We start from the raw sequence: 17591 nt of genomic DNA on the forward strand, positions 1-17591 counted from the left end.
ACGAAAGGCATATTGCCTGTTATATTTCACCGCACACTTTTTCGATAATGTCAGCATTAAAGCTCATTTTGGCCATAAACTGATCAACCATCTGCCGTTTGCGATCTGTATTGGTATTCGTGATCACCCAGAAAGGAGTCTCTGGAATAACTTTCGGCTTGGTCGTTTTACCACTCGCAAGTAAAGTTTCTTCGTTATCAGCAAAGTAAACGCGGGTACGACCCTTAATCGAAGCAGCTTCGATAAAGCCTTCCGGATCGATGCGATAAAGTGAAGACAAGATCAGCATAAAACGGCCTATGGCTTTCTCTTGTGCCGCAAATTCATCAGAAATAAGCAAAGATCGCATTTCTTTCACTCGATCTATTCTTGGCTCATTACCTGCGTCTTTGCTTACCACAATACCTTTAGGACGCACAGGCAGCACAACCTCACGCTGTTGTTCTTCAGTCATCAATAGTAAACGACGCAAAATATCGGATGCGCTTTCCCCGATATGCTGGGTTTGACTGGCAATATAACGATATAGCTCTTCGTCTACTTCAATAGTCTTCATCGTAGTGTTCATTATCGTTCCGTTTAAAAATCACGGTGCGATTATAACGTGAACCGGGGTTATACTCTACGGTAAATACCACACCTAATAAGAGAAAATAACCAGTGAATCTTCATTATCGTGTTGAAGGCCAAGGTGATACGATCATTTTGATCCATGGTTTGTTTGGCAGTTCAGATAATCTGGGGCTGCTCGCCAGGACATTGAAAGATAATTACAAAGTGATCAGCATCGATCTCCGTAATCATGGTAAATCCCCTCACACTCAAACATTTACCTATCATGAAATGGCTAACGATATCTTAACCGTTGTTGAACAGTTAGATATAGAGCTTTTCTCAGTGATAGGACATTCAATGGGCGGCAAGGTTGCGATGGCGCTGACGGCATTAGCAGCAGCACGGATGAATCATCTTATCGTGCTTGATATCGCGCCTGTTCATTATCTGGTACATCGCCATCAAAATGTCTTTGCCGGTCTGCGTGAAGTGGCAAATCGGACGGTGAGTAACCGCAGTGAAGCTGAGACCTACCTGGCCCAGCATATTATCGAGCCGGGTGTTCGTCAGTTTTTGCTGAAATCTTTTGCTAAAAGCGAAAACGTTTACCGCTGGCGCTTTAATGTAGAAGGATTAATTGCCAATTACGACACCATTATGGGTTGGGATGAGCTACCACCGTTTCAAGGGAAGACTTTATTCATCAAAGGTCAAGGATCTGAATACATTTTACCGGAACACCGCGAAGCGATTACGAAGCAATTTCCGCAGGCAAAAGCCCATATGGTGGCAAATACCGGCCACTGGCTGCATGCCGAAAAACCAGAAACCGTGAATCGGATCATTCTCACCTTTTTACAGCGCCCTTAACGTTACAGTCATGTTATAGTCTGCACTTACCTCAGATATGGTCAGGAGAAAGTATGCTGTATGAATATATGAATTTGCTTGAATCTATCGGGCTAGATTTGTTATTTGCCGCAATCTTCTTCTTTATCGGCATGGCCATCAAAGATGTCTTGAAACAAGGTAACGTCCCGCCATTTGGTCGCAAGGTTGTTTGGCTGGTGCTATTTTTAGGCTGTACTGGCTTTATCACTAAAGGTCTCATCCAGCTTATCTGGGAAGGTACTGGGCTGAGTTAAAATCTGAAGGCCAGATGTTCACGAACAGCAATGATTTTCTTTGTAAATCTGGGGGCAACTCTAATCTGATTGACGTAAATCGTGCATACCGAAATTGTTTCAGCGCACAATAGCTATGCCCTCAACAATTTAACTCGCGATCAAACGACTGATGCAACGCTGAGTTGTTCACTTAATTAGTGAGATCGGTATAATAACGGCCAATAATTAATATACGGGTAATCTCTACTATGGCGAGTGTAGGAATCTTCTTTGGTAGCGACACAGGTAATACCGAAGCTGTCGCGAAAATGATTCAGAAACAACTAGGCAAAAACCTTGTTGAAGTAAAAGATATCGCGAAAAGCAGCAAAGAAGATATCGATAATTTTGATCTACTGCTTCTCGGTATCCCAACGTGGTACTACGGTGAAGCACAATGTGATTGGGATGACTTCTTCCCTGAGCTTGAAAGTATTGATTTCTCTACCAAACTTGTCGCTATTTTTGGTTGTGGTGATCAGGAAGATTACGCAGAATACTTCTGTGATGCCATGGGTACTGTTCGTGATATCGTGGAAGCGCGCGGCGCAACGATTGTTGGCCACTTCCCAACAGATGGCTTTGAATTTGAAGCCTCTAAAGCTTTGGTTGACGACAACACCTTTGTCGGCCTATGTATTGATGAAGATCGCCAGCCAGAGCTAACTGAAGAACGCGTTGAAAAATGGGTTAAGCAAATTTACGAAGAAATGTGCCTTGCTGAATTAGCAGACTAATTCGTAGCCGTTTATCCCCAAACCTCTTCGATTATAATGAAACGCGCCAACCAGGCGCGTTTTTTCTACTTCTCGACCAACTATTTTCCTCATCCTCCAAACCGGCTCCCTCATCTCCAGACTCTTCCTGCCGGCTATAATGTGTTTTTTTCGAATATACCGTCTCCGTTTAACTTATTAGGTTACTTATCCATGCATATCGATGAAAAGCACATACAAATACCCAACATTTTCATAAACTAAAGAAAAATTACATATCTCATAGATTCATTTCTTATTAAGGTTTATTGTTACTCTGTCGTCACTTATAATGAACAGATATGCGAAAGACTATCTCAGCGTGTTTTGCGGATAGCCAACAGGAAACTCGAATGTCAGATAATAATCAAGCGCTTAAGCAAGCAGGCTTAAAAGTTACACTTCCTCGTCTTAAGATCTTGGAAGTGCTACAACAACCTGACTGCCAACATATTAGTGCTGAAGATTTGTATAAAAAATTGATCGATATTGGTGAAGAAATTGGCTTGGCGACGGTTTACCGCGTACTAAACCAATTTGATGATGCGGGCATTGTAACGCGCCACCACTTCGAAGGCGGCAAATCTGTTTTCGAATTAGCGACTCAACATCATCACGACCACCTGGTTTGTCTGGATTGTGGCAAAGTTATCGAGTTTTCTGATGAAATCATCGAACAACGTCAAAAAGAAATCGCTGCTAGTTTTAATGTCCGCCTGACTAACCATAGCCTGTATCTATATGGTAACTGCATGGACGGTGATTGTAATGAAGATCCAAGCCTGCATAACGGCAAATAAGATCTTCTGCCAACAAGGCTCTCACTGCTAGTCTGACTACCCATCAATAAAAACCAGCCAATTGGCTGGTTTTTATTTGGTCATTGTAACTGGCTTTAGTCGCCAATCTTAGCCCAAGTATCACGCAGACCTACGGTACGGTTGAATACAAGATTCTCAGCTGAAGAATCTTTGTTATCCGCACAGAAGTAGCCCATACGTTCGAACTGGAACGCTTTTTCAGCTTTCGCAGTCTTCAGGCTCGGTTCAACAAAACCTTGCATCACGGTGAGTGACTCAGGGTTAATAACCGATACAAAGTCATCTTCTGCCGCAGGGTTTGGTACTGTAAACAGGCGATCGTACAGGCGAATTTCTGCTGGAATACCTGCCTCTGCAGATACCCAATGAATAACACCTTTCACTTTGCGGCCGTCTGTTGGGTTTTGGCCCAATGTCTCGTTATCGTAGGTACAGAAAATGGTAGTAATATTACCTTCCGCATCTTTTTCGATACGCTCAGCTTTAATCACATAGGCACCACGTAATCGCACTTCTTTACCTAATACCAGACGCTTGTACTTCTTGTTCGCTTCTTCGCGGAAATCTTCACGCTCAATCCAAACTTCACGGGTGAAAGGGACTTCACGCGTGCCCATTTCTGGTTTGTTTGGGTGATTGCTTACGGTTAATGTTTCAGCATCGCCGGTAAAGTTTTCAATCACAAGTTTCACAGGATCAAGAACAGCCATTGCACGTGGTGCATTTTCGTTCAGATCGTCACGAATACAAGATTCTAATGAACCCATTTCAATGGTGTTTTCTTGCTTCGTTACACCGATTCGCTTACAGAATTCGCGAATTGAAGCAGAAGTGAAACCACGACGACGCAGGCCAGAAATCGTTGGCATACGAGGATCATCCCAACCTGAAACCAGTTTATCCGTCACCAGCTGGTTGAGCTTGCGTTTTGACATTACCGTGTACTCAAGGTTCAGGCGGCTGAACTCGTACTGATGTGGCTTGCAGTCAATAGTGATGTTGTCCAGTACCCAATCGTATAAACGGCGGTTATCCATAAACTCAAGCGTACAGATAGAGTGCGTAATACCTTCCAGCGCATCTGAAATACAGTGCGTGAAGTCGTACATAGGATAGATGCACCACTTGTCACCCGTCTGGTGGTGGTTGGCAAAACGCACACGGTAGATAACCGGATCTCGCATTACCATAAACGGTGATGCCATATCGATTTTCGCACGAAGACACATTTTACCTTCTTCGATTTCGCCGTTCTTCATCTTTTCGAACTGCTGAAGGTTCTCTTCTACGCTACGATCGCGGTATGGACTATTTTTACCAGGCTCTGTCAAGTTGCCACGGTATTCACGCATTTGCTCGGGACTTAGCTCATCAACATACGCTAAGCCTTTATTAATTAATTCAATAGCGAACCCGTATAGCTTGTCGAAATAGTTTGATGAGTAACAAATCTCACCGCTCCATTCAAAGCCCAACCAGTTAACATCGTTCTTAATAGACTCAACGTATTCGATGTCTTCTTTCTCAGGGTTAGTATCATCAAAACGAAGATTACATTGTCCCTGATAGTCCTGAGCAATACCGAAGTTCAAACAAATTGATTTAGCATGACCGATATGCAGGTAACCATTGGGCTCCGGCGGGAATCGGGTATGTACGCTTGTATGTTTGCCACTTGCTAAATCCGCATCAATAATCTGGCGGATAAAGTTAGTTGGACGAGCTTCAGAATCACTCATCAATTAGACCTCGTGTGCTTACAGGATTTTAGAACTCACTATGATCCATAAATATGGGTCACTACTCAACAAATAGTATGCATTGTTTATCGATATGTATAAAAAAACCCCGCAAAAGCGGGGTTACGTATGCCCAAACCACTTCAAGGTGCCATGGTCAGCACCTTGGCGTGCTATGGGGATCAATTTTATGGCCCCAAATCAGGTACCAAACAACAACATTCCACTCGGCAATTCACCGTTAAGGGTTGAGACTACAACAGCAGCTTCTTGATAAGCTCTTATTAAGAAGCAGGCTCCCAATCGGGAGCCAGCTATTACATTGTTACTAACTCTTTAATTACTACAAAAATCGAGTTATTTAGGCAGTCTTACAGAAGTTAGGTCTTCTGATGCCGGGATTTTTTTCATTTCGCCAGCTACGATTTCGGCTAGTGGGCCCAGGATAACCTGCAGGTTATTTGAACCTAGTTTAACCACACCCATTGCACCTAACGCTTTCAGCGTCTTCTCATTAGCAAGAGTGCTGTCTTTCAGAGTAAGACGTAGACGCGTAATACAGGCATCGATGTTATCCAGGTTGCTGTGACCACCAAGCGCTTTCAGGTATTGCTTAGCCAGTAAACCGGTTTCTTTTGAACCGGTAATGCCACTTTCTTCAACATCGTCATCTTCACGACCTGGAGTCTTCAGGTTGAACTTAATGATGACAGTGCGGAAGATTACGTAGTATAGGCCGAAGAATACCAGACCTTGTACAATCAGCATGTACCAGTTAACAGCTAGTGGGTTACGGCTAGAAAGAACCATATCGACTAGGCCAGCAGAGAAGCCGAAACCAGCAATCCACTGCATTGATGCCGCAATATATACAGACAGACCAGCAAGTGCTGCGTGAACTACGTATAGAGCAGGTGCAAGAAACATGAAGGCAAATTCTAGCGGCTCAGTCACACCGGTGAAGAATGATGCAAAACCAGCAGCAATCATGATAGATGCAACTTTTTCTTTGTTCTTCGCCTTAGCCGTATGGTACATCGCAAGTGCAGCACCTGGCAGACCAAACATCATGATTGGGAAGAAACCAGCCTGGTACATACCTGTAACACCTACAGTTGCAGTACCTTCAGCTAGAGATTTCGCGCCGCCAAGGAAGTTAGGAATATCGTTGATACCAGCCACATCAAACCAGAATACGGAGTTCAGAGCGTGGTGCAGACCAACAGGAATTAACAGACGGTTAAAGAATGCATAGATACCCGCGCCCGCTTCGCCCATACCCTGGATACCTTCACCGAAGCTTACCAGTGAACCGTAAACAGCAGGCCAAACGTACATCAGAACAAAAGCAATAAAGATACCAGCGAAAGACGTCAGAATAGGAATCAGACGTTTACCACTGAAGAACGCCAGTGCTTTGTGCAATTCAACGTGTGAGTAGCGGTTATAAAGTTCAGCAGAAATGATACCGACAAGGATACCGACAAACTGGTTTTCAATCTTACCAAATGCCGCCGGCACGGCACTTGGGTCGATACCTTGGATCTGCGCTACCACACCAGGCGAACAAAGTGTTGTTACAACCAGATAACCCACAAAACCAGACAATGCCGCTGCACCGTCCTTATCTTTAGACATACCATAAGCAACACCGATGGCGAACAGTACAGACATGTGACCAATAATTGCTTCACCAGCTTTGATCAAAAATGCAGCTAAAGCGCTGTTTGCACCCCAGCCAGTTGGATCCATCCAGTAACCAATACCCATTAAAATTGCGGCGGCAGGCAGAGTGGCGACTGGCACCATCAACGCTTTACCTACTTTTTGAAAATACCCAAGAATATTCACCGTTAGTTCCCCCTAATTGGTTTTCTTAGATTTGGCTATCATATAACTTACTTTTGCTATTTGATAAAGTCCTCATCAGTGTAAGAAGATTATTTCGCACCGCAAATTAAAACATCATCAATTGTGATCTTAGTCACCTGGCGGACCAAGATCTAGGCGATTTTGCTAGCCCGATCATAAAACTTATTTTATGATTCGAAACAAAGGCGCTACGCCACTACAATTATTTTGTTTTATCTATTTTTAATGAGGTGTCACCGTGAGACTAATCCCACTTAATAACGCGAAAGATGTAGGTTTATGGTCTGCTCGCTATATTTCTGATTCTATTAATAAATTTAAACCAACAGCAGAGCGTCCTTTTGTTCTTGGTTTACCTACCGGTGGTACCCCTTTAACTACATACAAGCGCCTTATTGAACTTTATGTTGCGGGTGAAGTAAGTTTCAAGCATGTTGTGACTTTCAATATGGATGAATATATCGGCATTCCTGCTGATCACCCTGAGTCTTATCGTAGCTTCATGTATAATAACTTCTTTAACCATATTGATATTCAAGAAGAAAACATCAACCTTCTTGATGGCAACGCAGAAGATCACGAAACTGAGTGTCAGCGTTATGAAGATAAAATTAAATCTTACGGCAGAATTAACCTGTTCATGGGCGGTGTCGGCAACGATGGCCACATCGCATTCAATGAGCCAGCATCTTCATTAGCTTCTCGCACTCGTATCAAAACGCTGACGCAAGATACCCGCATCGCGAACTCACGTTTCTTTGATGGCGATATCAATCAAGTTCCGAAATTCGCACTGACTATTGGTGTCGGTACGCTGCTTGATTCTGCTGAAATCATGATTCTAGTGACCGGCCATAACAAAGCACAAGCTCTTGAAGCCGCCGTTGAAGGCTCAGTAAACCACCTGTGGACGGTTTCGGCGCTGCAACTGCACCCTAAATCACTGGTTGTATGTGATGAACCCGCGACCCAGGAACTGAAGGTGAAAACTGTTAAATACTTCCAGGAACTGGAAGCAAAAAATATTAAAAATCTATAACTATAAATGATCACTTTCTTGCTATTCATCGATATAGCAAGAAGGTGAATCGTTACAATAACCTTTAACATAATAGGAAATGTTCATGTACGCGCTTACCAATTGTCGTATTTTTACCGGTAGCGATGTGCTGAATAACCACGCCGTCATTATCGACGGCGTGAACATTCACGCTGTTTACCCGGTAGCGGAGCTGCCAAATGATATCAAATCCGTTGATCTTGAAGGGGCTAACCTGACCCCTGGTTTCATCGACCTGCAGTTAAATGGTTGTGGTGGGGTGATGCTAAATGACAAAATCAATGCTGACACCATCCATACCATGCATCGAGCCAACCTGAAATCTGGTTGCACAAGCTTCCTGCCGACTCTGATCACCTCGTCAGATGAAGATATGAAAGCGGTGATCACCGCAACTCGCGAGTATCACAGCAGGTATCAGAACCATTCGTTGGGTTTACACCTTGAGGGCCCATACCTGAATGTGATGAAAAAAGGTATTCACAGCGTTGACCATATCCGTCGTTCTGATGATGCAATGATCCAAACCATCTGTGATAACGCCGATATCGTGACCAAAGTAACCCTTGCCCCTGAACAAAACGCTCAAGAACATATCGAGCAACTGGTTGACGCCGGTATTGTTGTTTCAGCTGGCCATACCAATGCATCTTATAAAGAAGCACGTAAAGGTTTTGCGGCAGGTATCAGCTTTGCAACTCACCTGTTCAATGCCATGACCCCCATCGCCGGCCGTGAACCGGGGATGGTTGGCGCAATCTACGACACGCCAGATGTCTATGCCGGGATTATTGCCGATGGTTTCCACGTTGATTATGCCAATATTCGCATGGCACATCGCATGAAAGGCGATAAACTTGTTTTAGTGACTGATGCAACTGCACCTGCAGGAGCAGACATGGATCACTTTATTTTTGTCGGTAAGAAAGTATATTATCGAGATGGCAAGTGTGTTGACGAAAATGGCACACTTGGTGGCTCGGCACTTACCATGATTGAAGCGGTTCAAAACAGTGTCGAGCATGCAGGTATCGCCCTGGACGAAGCGATTCGCATGGCAACTCTTTATCCAGCACGGGCAATTTGTGTTGATAAAAAACTGGGTGCCATCAAAAAAGGCATGGTTGCAAACCTGGCTATTTTTGATCGCGATTATAACGTTCGGGCGACTGTTGTTAACGGTGAATACGAGCAGAACTATCTATGACAGGCGGACAAATTGGTAATGTAGATCTGGTTAAACAGCTTAACAGTGCTGCTGTTTACAGACTAATAGACTTGCAAGGCCCTATTTCACGGATTCAGGTTGCAGACGTGAGTCATCTTGCTCCGGCAAGTGTTACTAAAATTACCCGTCAATTGCTTGAACGCGGCTTAATTAAAGAAGTCGCGCAGCAAGCATCTACCGGTGGTAGACGTGCCATATCGCTGACAACGGAGTCAGCGCCTTTTCATTCAATTGCGATCCGTCTTGGACGTAATTACATCGAAATGACCCTTTATGATCTGAGCGGCAAATATATTGCAGGTGCTGCAGATAAATTTAGCTATTCTAACCAGCAAGAACTGACCGATGGTTTACTTGACCACATTCGTCAATTTATCTCTGATAATCAGAATGTAATGAGAGAGCTGGTCGCATTCGGTATTACCCTGCCTGGTCTGATCGATCCTGAAAAAGGGATTATCGAATACATGCCCAATATCGAGGTTGATAATTTCCCGCTGGCGGAAATTATCCGAGATAAATTTGGCGTGTCTTGTTTTGTTGGCAACGATATCCGTGGACTGGCTCTGGCCGAACACTATTTTGGATCCAGCCGTGACTGTATCGATTCGATTCTGATCAGCATGCACCACGGCACAGGCGCAGGTATTATTGTTAATGGCCAGGTTTTCCTAGGCTATAACCGTAATGTCGGTGAAATTGGTCATATCCAGATTGATCCTCTTGGTGATAAATGCCAATGCGGTAACTTCGGGTGCCTGGAAACTGTCGCCTCCGATCCGGCTGTTATTACTCATGTACAGCAGTTACTTGATCAAGGCTACCCGAGCAGCTTGCAGGAATTAGAAGATCTCACTATGCCCGCGATTTGTGAAGCCGCAAACAAAGGTGACGAACTGGCAACCCAAGCATTAATTAAAGTGGGCAACCAGTTGGGTAAAGCATTGGCAATGACCGTCAACTTATTTAATCCACAAAAAATTGTTGTGGCGGGTAATATAACCTTGGCACAAGACATTGTTTTCCCGGCTATTCGACGTTGCGTCGAAACCCAGTCTCTTTCCACGTTCCACAAAGATCTACCCATTGTCGCATCGGAACTTTATGGTCAGCCAACCATTGGCGCTTTTTCGATGATCAAGCGTGCGATGTTAAATGGTGTATTACTGCAGCGTATGCTTGATGACTAATTCAGAGTAACAAGTTCTACTGTAGCAGCTTAATTCGTAACACTTTATCGGGGGATGGGTCAGACAGACACATCCCCCTTGTGCTATATTGAGCGCCAATTTTGATCACAAAGGTCAGTTATGGAACTCGTCTTCATCATTGCCGCTTTTCTAGCTGGCTTCATCGCGTTGCGATGTAAACTCCCCCCTTTAGTGGGATTTCTGGTTGCAGGGTTTGCCCTCAATAGTGCAGGCTTTCACTCAACCGAAACCCTCACTACGTTGGCAGATCTGGGTGTCACCCTTTTACTGTTTACCATCGGTCTGAAATTAGACGTTAAAACCCTGCTGGCTAAAGAAATATGGGGAGGAGCAACGCTTCACAACCTGCTTTCAACTGCCCTGTTCACCTTGTCATTGCTCGGTTTAAAACAACTTGGCCTTGGTGTGCTCACAGAGCTTGGCATCGCGCAACTTGTCCTGCTCGGCTTTGCCTTGTCTTTTTCCAGTACTGTCTTTGCTATTAAAGCCCTACAAGAGAAAGGTGAACTTAACGCCACCTACGGTACCTTAGCAATTGGTATTCTGGTCATGCAGGATATATTTGCCGTTGTCTTCCTGACTGTTTCAATGGGGAAAATACCGGATATCACCGCATTAGGCCTATTTGCCCTGCCGCTACTGCGGCCATTATTGTTCAGGATTCTTGACAAGGCGGGACACGGCGAAATGCTGGTTCTGTATGCCATATTCCTGGCTTTGGTCGCCGGAGCAGGCTTATTTGAGCTGGTCGGCATCAAGGCCGATCTTGGCGCCCTCATTCTCGGCATGATGCTGGCCGCACACCCTAAAGCCTCTGAGATGTCAAAGACTCTCTTTAATCTGAAAGAGCTATTGCTGGTCTGCTTCTTCCTCAACATTGGATTAGCAGAAGAACCTACCCTTGACGGCTTTTTAATGGCAATTGTGCTGCTTTTGCTGCTTCCGATTAAAGGGATCCTTTATTATCTTATTTTCAGTCTGAGCCGTTATCGTGTCCGCACCTCATTGCTCGGCACACTCACCCTGTTTAACTACAGTGAGTTCGGTCTGATCGTCGGTGGAATGGCCTATAAACTAGGCTGGCTGCCCGGCAGTCTTTTGGTTGCAATTGCCATATCGGTTTCACTCTCCTTTTTAATTTCCGCACCGCTCAACAGTATGGGCCACAAACTCTATACAGAAGCCTCAAAGTGGCTAAAAGAATATGAACCGGAAAAGCTCAATGCCAGTGACAAGTTGATCGACCTAGGTCATGCCAAAATTTTAATTTTAGGGATGGGGCGGATCGGCAGCGGAGCCTATGACGAACTGGTACAGCGTTATGGGAAACAAGTGATTGGTATCGATACTCGCGAAGACTCTGTCGAAGGCCACCGGGCTGAAGGTCGTAACGTGATCCATGGTGATGCAACCGACCCGGACTTCTGGGCTCGTGTTATGGCTGATCATCGTGTCAAATTGATTTTACTTGCCATGCCACACAGCCAGGCTAACACCTTTGCCCTGGAGCAAATTCACCTGCGTGATTATAACGGTAAAATAGCAGCCATCGCCAAATACGATGATGATGAAGAGTTGCTCTATGAGCTGGGGGTTGATGCGGCTTTTAATATCTATAACGAAGCCGGAAGCGGTTTTGCTCGCCATGTTTGTAAAAACTTAGCACCTGATATCGAGCAAATTTAATTCTCGCCTTCAATAGATCTTATATCTTAGTTAACAACGGCAGCCTCGGCTGCCGTTTGTTTTTACGGTTAAAAAACGCCCCAAACTAGATCTCATTCGGAAAAAGCCGAAATAAACGAATACCATTCACCAACCAGTCTTTTCTTTGATTGATCGAAGGTTTTTTATTGCATTTAGTTACCGAATACGCAATTTTAACAAACAAGCAAGGGGATAAAGCGAGAGACAGTGGCTAGTGGCGAGTAACTAGAAACTAGAAACTAGAAACTAGAAACTAGAAACTAGAGACTAGAGACTAGAGACTCGTCACTAAAAGCTCGACTCCCCCGAAAGAATTAGGGATAGCACCAAAGATATTAAGGTTGGAGTGGAAAATATGTGTTCAGTATTCGGTATATTAGACATTAAAAGTGATCCAGCAGCACTACGTGCTACAGCATTGGAAATGTCAAAAAAAATGCGTCACCGCGGGCCCGACTGGTCCGGGATCTATTCATCAGAAAAAGCGATTTTAGTCCACGAGCGTCTTGCTATCGTTGACCTGAATAGCGGTGAACAACCACTATACAACCAAGACAAAACCCACGCTTTGGCGGTTAATGGTGAAATATACAACCACAAAGAGCTAAGTGCGGAATTTGCACCGGATTACCCATTCCAAACCGAGTCAGATTGCGAAATCATTCTTGCGCTTTATAAAGAAAAAGGTCCTGAACTACTCGATTATCTAAACGGTATCTTTGGTTTTATTCTTTATGATGCAGAGCAAGATGCTTACCTGATTGGCCGTGACCATATTGGTATCATCCCTCTGTATCAAGGCTACGATGAGCACGGTAACTACTATATCGCCTCTGAAATGAAGGCCTTAGTACCTATATGTAAATCCATCAGTGAATTTCCTCCGGGCCACTTCCTGTGGAGTAAAAAAGGCGAACCAGTGCGTTACTACAAGCGTGACTGGATGGAATATGACGCAGTTGCTGATGCGCAAACAGATAAAGTAGCACTGATAGACGCAATGGAAAGTGCGGTAAAACGCCAGTTAATGACCGATGTACCCTACGGTGTTCTCTTATCAGGCGGTCTGGATTCTTCAGTGATCTCAGCTATCACAAAGAAATTTGCGGCGCGCCGTATTGAAGATGATGAACAGTCACAGGCCTGGTGGCCTACCCTGCACTCATTTGCCATTGGTCTTGAAGGCGCACCGGATCTAAAGGCCGCCAAAGTCGTAGCGGACAGCATTGGTACTGTTCACCATGAACTGACCTATACCGTTCAGGAAGGGCTGGATGCGATCCGTGACGTGATTTACCACATCGAAACCTACGACGTGACCACCATTCGTGCTTCAACACCGATGTACCTGATGGCGCGTAAGATCCGTGCAATGGGGATCAAAATGGTATTATCAGGTGAAGGGGCTGACGAGATCTTTGGCGGTTACCTGTATTTCCATAAAGCGCCGAACGCCAGAGAATTCCACGAAGAGACGGTGCGTAAGCTCCTTGCGCTGAATATGTTTGACTGCGCACGGGCCAACAAATCTATGGCCGCCTGGGGAATTGAAGCACGTGTACCGTTCTTGGATAAAGATTTCCTTGAAGTCGCTATGCGTCTGAACCCTGAAGATAAAATGTGCGGCAATGGCAAAATGGAGAAACACATCATCCGTGAATGTTTTGGCCACTACCTGCCTGAATCTGTTGCATGGCGTCAAAAAGAACAGTTCTCAGATGGCGTTGGCTACAGCTGGATTGATACGCTAAAAGAAGTGGCAGAAGCAAAAATTACGGATAAGCAACTGGAAACAGCTAGTTTCCGCTTCCCGTACAATACGCCAACCACGAAAGAGGGGTATGCGTACCGTGAAATCTTCGAAGAGCTTTTCCCTCTGGAAGATGCTGCGAAGTGTGTACCTGGCGGCCCGTCTATCGCATGCTCAAGCGCTAAAGCGATAGAGTGGGATGAGAGCTTTAAAAACAGTGCTGATCCATCTGGCCGCGCCATTGCAGCCGTGCACAACGAAGCCTATTAAAAATAGAGTAGAATTACGAGGAGCGAGTTTCGAGAAAAGAGATTCGCAAGCTTAAATAAACAAAAAACCGCCAACTTCGGCGGTTTTTTATTTGGGATACTAAGTTGCTTTTCCTAGGGCCGAGAACCTGCTCTTCCTAGGATCCGCACTTATCTCTCCCAGTATGCTTCTTCCAGACTATCTTCGCGCTCTGGTAAACCACGAGATAAACGCGGCGAGTGCTGAGCCAGTACTTCATAGCTCACACGGTTTGCGTACAGACAAACTTGCGAAAACGATGAATAGGTCAGGAAGTTATGCTGATGCTTACTTGAATTCGGCACATTGTCTTTGTGATAACGGTTTGCCGACATATCATGTAGTACGGCAGACAGTGCGCCATCACCAGCACCATTGGTATTCTTAATACGCTCTGGGCCACCCATGTATGGTGCAATGTGTGAGTACACCTTAATTGGATTCTCACAACCGGACTTCAGCATCGGACGGCTGAACTCATAGCGGTTGAATTCAGGAATGTCACCTGGCAGCAACGGCAAGCTCGTTTCACGCTTCGCCGATTCCTCGGTATAACCTGCTGTATATAAACCAATAGGACCGGCGGTACACAGTACTAAATCAACCCATTCCAGCGTTTTATCTGAAGCGAGCAGTGGATCTGATTCACCCGTCAGTGCTTCTGCTTCATCTTCATTCATCGCAACCACAGTGACATGATCGCGTAAGAAATCACGCCACCACTGCGGATCGTCAGCAATCACAAACTTGGTGCCCAATGTCAGAACAACTGGCACATCATATTTCTTCGCATACTCAATAGCACGCATGGTCGCATCAGGCATCGGATCGCCATCTTTACAACGCACCAGATAAGCCGTTAATACCAGCGCCGACGCACGTTTGAAAATATCTTCCGAGATATTATCAGGGTGCAGTTGGTTCATGCGGCCTTCATTGATTGCGAAGGTACGCTCACCATCTTTGGAAATCAGAGCAAAACAGCGACCTATCGGGCCTTCAACTGCCTGCAGGTGATTCATATCCATACGGCTTGAGGTGTTGCAAAGATAGCGGTATGCATAGCTGCCAATTTCAATATCTTTACTCATGACACCTAACAGCACCGATTTATCATCGGCCAGTACAGAGTAGTTATGCAAAGTGTTACCAATCGTGCCACCCGCAAACTCGTGGGTGATCAAATCGTTTTCTTTTAACTCTTGATAAAGTGCTTCCGCTTTATCATCCGTAATGACCAATGAGTGGCCTTTACTCAGCTCATAGCGCTCCAGGAATTCATCACCCACATACGCTTCAATATCAACCAATGTCTGATCAATACCCACCACGTGGGCGCGTGTCAGACGCTTTTCTGGTTTAGTTTGACTAATAAGTGGATCACGCGCATGTACAGGAAAGTAATGCTTTGATTTACGTTGGCCTGGAAATTTCATGGGAATGAGCTGTCAGTTGTGAATTTTTGCGGATTCTATCACAGAATATCGAACAAAAAAGGAAAAGCTCTCACAGTTTGTGAGAGCTTTCTCGCTTCAACAGGAAACTTTTTAATACAGCTAATACCCTAACCTGCTCAAGGTGCAACTACCAACCCTGGCTATGCTGTTCGACTAGACTGACCATCATATCAATATGGGCAGGGCTATCATTCAGGCATGGAATTAAATTAAACTCCTCTCCTCCCGCCTCGATAAACATTTCTTTACACTGCTCAGCAATTTCTTCTAATGTTTCTAAGCAATCGACAGAGAACGCCGGACACATTACATCTAAACGCTTAACGCCTTTTCTCGCCAACGCTTCAATGGTTTTATCGGTATATGGCTGTAGCCATTCTTCACGACCAAAGATCGACTGATAGCTCATGCTCATCTTGTCACGACTCAGTGCTAACTTTTCGGCCAGCTTCGCCGTGGTACCATTACAGTGCTCCGGGTATGGATCGCCATTATCGGCATAACGCTTCGGAATACCGTGATAAGAGCAGAGCAGATAGTCAGGCTCTCCTTTTTCCGCCCACAATTCATTGACTGACTTCGCCAACGCATCAATATAATCCGGATGATCAAAGTAGTGGTTAACAAAGCGAAGCTCTGGAATCTCGGGCTGCTCTTTCAGTACCGTAGCGACTTTGTCAAACACCGCAGCCGTCGTCGTGCGCGAGTATTGGGGGTATAGCGGTAAAACCAGTACTTTCTCACACCCCTGCTGTTTCAGCTCTTGCAAAGCAAATTTAATACTCGGGTTGCCATAAGTCATCCCCAATGCAACAGGGACATCAAGACGATGAGCTAATTGTTGCTGCTGACGGCGGGAATATACCATCAGCGGTGATCCCTCATCCATCCAGACTGATTGGTATAATTTAGCAACTTTAGGCGCACGAATAGGCAAAATCACGCCATGTAAAATTGGACACCACAGCCAGCGGGTCATATCGACAACACGTTGATCATGTAAAAATTCAGATAAAAAACGCTTTACCGCGGAAGGGGTTGCTTCGTCTGGAGTGCCTAAGTTTACGAGTAGCACACCATATTTATTATTTTCCATTCCCATCTACTGACCACTTGTATCAATCTGAAAAAGCTTATTTTATCACTAAGCGATTAGCACTAAACACTTAATTATGTATTACTGCCGCATGTGTGACTTCTCATTAATTTATTGGGTATTAGTACGATAATTAAGACAAATTCGATCACTTCTTACCAGGCATAAAAAACGGGCGATACCATTGGTATCGCCCGTTTTTTTATTGATAGAAACTATCAATAATTAGGCAAGTTCTTTTTCTAGCTCGGCACTAACGGCTGCAACGTCCTGAGTACCATCGATTTTGATGTACTTAGTGTTGCCAGCTTCAGCTTCTTTACCGTAGTAAGCGATCAACGGAGCAGTTTGCTCATGATAAACGCCTAGACGTGCTAGAACTGTTTCAGCTTTATCGTCTTCACGAACAACAAGATCTTCACCTGTTTCGTCATCTTTGCCTTCAACCTTCGGCGGGTTGTAAACAACATGATAAGTACGACCAGATGCCAGGTGAGCACGACGACCCGCCATACGCTCAACGATAACTTCGTCAGCTACATCAAATTCGATAACGTAATCAACAGCAACGCCATTTTCCTTCAGGCCATCTGCCTGAGGAATAGTGCGAGGGAAACCATCTAATAGAAAACCTTTTGCACAATCGTCTTGGGCAATACGCTCTTTAACCAGACCAAGAATGATATCGTCAGACACCAACTGACCAGCATCGATGACTGATTTTGCTTGTTTACCTAGCTCAGTACCTGCTTTGATCGCTGCACGTAGCATGTCACCAGTAGAAATTTGAGGAATACCAAATTTCTCCATGATGAATTGTGCCTGAGTACCTTTACCTGCACCTGGAGCGCCCAGAAGAATGATGCGCATCGTGATCCCCTTTCAA

At 44.8% G+C, this 17591-nt stretch carries 15 protein-coding genes; 9 read left to right on the plus strand and 6 right to left on the minus strand.

Annotated elements, in window-relative coordinates; translation table 11 throughout:
* Positions 1-19 precede the first annotated feature (19 nt).
* Positions 20-556: a replication initiation negative regulator SeqA gene (gene seqA / locus C9I89_RS01885; protein ID WP_107281848.1), complete on the minus strand. Its 537-nt coding sequence runs from the start codon at positions 554-556 to the stop codon at positions 20-22.
* A gap of 104 nt (positions 557-660) precedes the next feature.
* Between seqA and C9I89_RS01890 the strand changes: the two genes are divergently transcribed.
* The 4 genes from C9I89_RS01890 (at position 661) to fcrX (ending at position 3276) form a co-directional block, all read left to right on the plus strand.
* Positions 661-1425, plus strand: a complete 765-nt coding sequence (locus tag C9I89_RS01890) for an alpha/beta fold hydrolase (RefSeq protein WP_107281639.1) — start codon at positions 661-663, stop codon at positions 1423-1425.
* A gap of 53 nt (positions 1426-1478) precedes the next feature.
* A complete protein-coding gene (locus C9I89_RS01895; protein WP_107281640.1) occupies positions 1479-1700 on the plus strand; it encodes a DUF2788 domain-containing protein in 222 nt (73 codons plus the stop codon).
* 230 nt (positions 1701-1930) lie between these two features.
* Positions 1931-2458 carry a flavodoxin FldA gene (gene fldA / locus C9I89_RS01900; RefSeq protein ID WP_107281641.1) on the plus strand — a complete coding sequence of 176 codons (528 nt, stop codon included), beginning with the start codon at positions 1931-1933 and terminating at the stop codon, positions 2456-2458.
* 371 nt (positions 2459-2829) lie between these two features.
* Positions 2830-3276 (plus strand): ferric iron uptake transcriptional regulator FcrX, encoded by a 447-nt coding sequence (gene fcrX, locus C9I89_RS01905; RefSeq protein ID WP_107281642.1) that lies wholly within the window; start codon positions 2830-2832, stop codon positions 3274-3276.
* 95 nt (positions 3277-3371) lie between these two features.
* Here the strand turns inward: fcrX and glnS are convergent, their stop codons facing one another.
* Both glnS and nagE read right to left on the minus strand, forming a co-directional pair.
* Positions 3372-5036, minus strand: a complete 1665-nt coding sequence (gene glnS, locus C9I89_RS01910) for a glutamine--tRNA ligase (protein WP_107281643.1) — start codon at positions 5034-5036, stop codon at positions 3372-3374.
* A 357-nt stretch (positions 5037-5393) separates the two neighbouring features.
* Positions 5394-6887, minus strand: a complete 1494-nt coding sequence (gene nagE / locus C9I89_RS01915) for an N-acetylglucosamine-specific PTS transporter subunit IIBC (RefSeq protein ID WP_107281644.1) — start codon at positions 6885-6887, stop codon at positions 5394-5396.
* A 259-nt stretch (positions 6888-7146) separates the two neighbouring features.
* Here nagE and nagB point away from each other — a divergent pair, with 259 nt between their 5' ends.
* The 5 genes from nagB (at position 7147) to asnB (ending at position 14134) form a co-directional block, all read left to right on the plus strand.
* The gene (gene nagB / locus C9I89_RS01920; RefSeq protein ID WP_107281645.1) at positions 7147-7947 is read left to right on the plus strand and encodes a glucosamine-6-phosphate deaminase; all 801 of its coding nucleotides are present in this window, start codon (positions 7147-7149) and stop codon (positions 7945-7947) included.
* Positions 7948-8032: 85 nt separating this feature from the next.
* The gene (gene nagA / locus C9I89_RS01925; protein ID WP_107281646.1) at positions 8033-9175 is read left to right on the plus strand and encodes an N-acetylglucosamine-6-phosphate deacetylase; all 1143 of its coding nucleotides are present in this window, start codon (positions 8033-8035) and stop codon (positions 9173-9175) included.
* Positions 9172-10386, plus strand: coding sequence for a DNA-binding transcriptional regulator NagC (gene nagC, locus C9I89_RS01930; RefSeq protein WP_107281647.1), 1215 nt, complete (start codon positions 9172-9174; stop codon positions 10384-10386). Before nagA ends, nagC begins: the two co-directional genes overlap by 4 nt.
* Before the next feature lie 120 nt (positions 10387-10506).
* Positions 10507-12093, plus strand: coding sequence for a cation:proton antiporter family protein (locus C9I89_RS01935; RefSeq protein WP_107281648.1), 1587 nt, complete (start codon positions 10507-10509; stop codon positions 12091-12093).
* 376 nt (positions 12094-12469) lie between these two features.
* Entirely contained in the window at positions 12470-14134 is a 1665-nt protein-coding gene (asnB, locus tag C9I89_RS01940) for an asparagine synthase B (protein ID WP_107281649.1), read from the plus strand.
* 149 nt (positions 14135-14283) lie between these two features.
* Here the strand turns inward: asnB and C9I89_RS01945 are convergent, their stop codons facing one another.
* From C9I89_RS01945 to adk, 3 genes are all read right to left on the minus strand, one after another.
* Positions 14284-15588 (minus strand): inosine/guanosine kinase, encoded by a 1305-nt coding sequence (locus tag C9I89_RS01945; RefSeq protein WP_107281650.1) that lies wholly within the window; start codon positions 15586-15588, stop codon positions 14284-14286.
* A gap of 148 nt (positions 15589-15736) precedes the next feature.
* Positions 15737-16711, minus strand: coding sequence for a ferrochelatase (hemH, locus tag C9I89_RS01950; RefSeq protein WP_107281651.1), 975 nt, complete (start codon positions 16709-16711; stop codon positions 15737-15739).
* Between the two features lie 219 nt (positions 16712-16930).
* A complete protein-coding gene (gene adk / locus C9I89_RS01955; protein ID WP_107281652.1) occupies positions 16931-17575 on the minus strand; it encodes an adenylate kinase in 645 nt (214 codons plus the stop codon).
* Positions 17576-17591 lie beyond the last annotated feature (16 nt).

This window comes from Photobacterium lipolyticum (assembly GCF_003026475.1).
GTDB lineage: Bacteria > Pseudomonadota > Gammaproteobacteria > Enterobacterales > Vibrionaceae > Photobacterium > Photobacterium lipolyticum.

What these genes read in the sequence shown, in the direction of transcription:
- seqA (WP_107281848.1), bottom strand. Translation starts at nt 556, where the DNA reads ATGAAGACTATTGAAGTAGACGAAGAGCTATATCGTTATATTGCCAGT.
- asnB (WP_107281649.1), top strand. Translation starts at nt 12,470, where the DNA reads ATGTGTTCAGTATTCGGTATATTAGACATTAAAAGTGATCCAGCAGCA.
- C9I89_RS01895 (WP_107281640.1), top strand. Translation starts at nt 1,479, where the DNA reads ATGCTGTATGAATATATGAATTTGCTTGAATCTATCGGGCTAGATTTG.
- nagC (WP_107281647.1), top strand. Translation starts at nt 9,172, where the DNA reads ATGACAGGCGGACAAATTGGTAATGTAGATCTGGTTAAACAGCTTAAC.
- hemH (WP_107281651.1), bottom strand. Translation starts at nt 16,711, where the DNA reads ATGGGAATGGAAAATAATAAATATGGTGTGCTACTCGTAAACTTAGGC.
- fldA (WP_107281641.1), top strand. Translation starts at nt 1,931, where the DNA reads ATGGCGAGTGTAGGAATCTTCTTTGGTAGCGACACAGGTAATACCGAA.
- glnS (WP_107281643.1), bottom strand. Translation starts at nt 5,036, where the DNA reads ATGAGTGATTCTGAAGCTCGTCCAACTAACTTTATCCGCCAGATTATT.
- C9I89_RS01945 (WP_107281650.1), bottom strand. Translation starts at nt 15,588, where the DNA reads ATGAAATTTCCAGGCCAACGTAAATCAAAGCATTACTTTCCTGTACAT.
- adk (WP_107281652.1), bottom strand. Translation starts at nt 17,575, where the DNA reads ATGCGCATCATTCTTCTGGGCGCTCCAGGTGCAGGTAAAGGTACTCAG.
- fcrX (WP_107281642.1), top strand. Translation starts at nt 2,830, where the DNA reads ATGTCAGATAATAATCAAGCGCTTAAGCAAGCAGGCTTAAAAGTTACA.
- nagA (WP_107281646.1), top strand. Translation starts at nt 8,033, where the DNA reads ATGTACGCGCTTACCAATTGTCGTATTTTTACCGGTAGCGATGTGCTG.
- C9I89_RS01935 (WP_107281648.1), top strand. Translation starts at nt 10,507, where the DNA reads ATGGAACTCGTCTTCATCATTGCCGCTTTTCTAGCTGGCTTCATCGCG.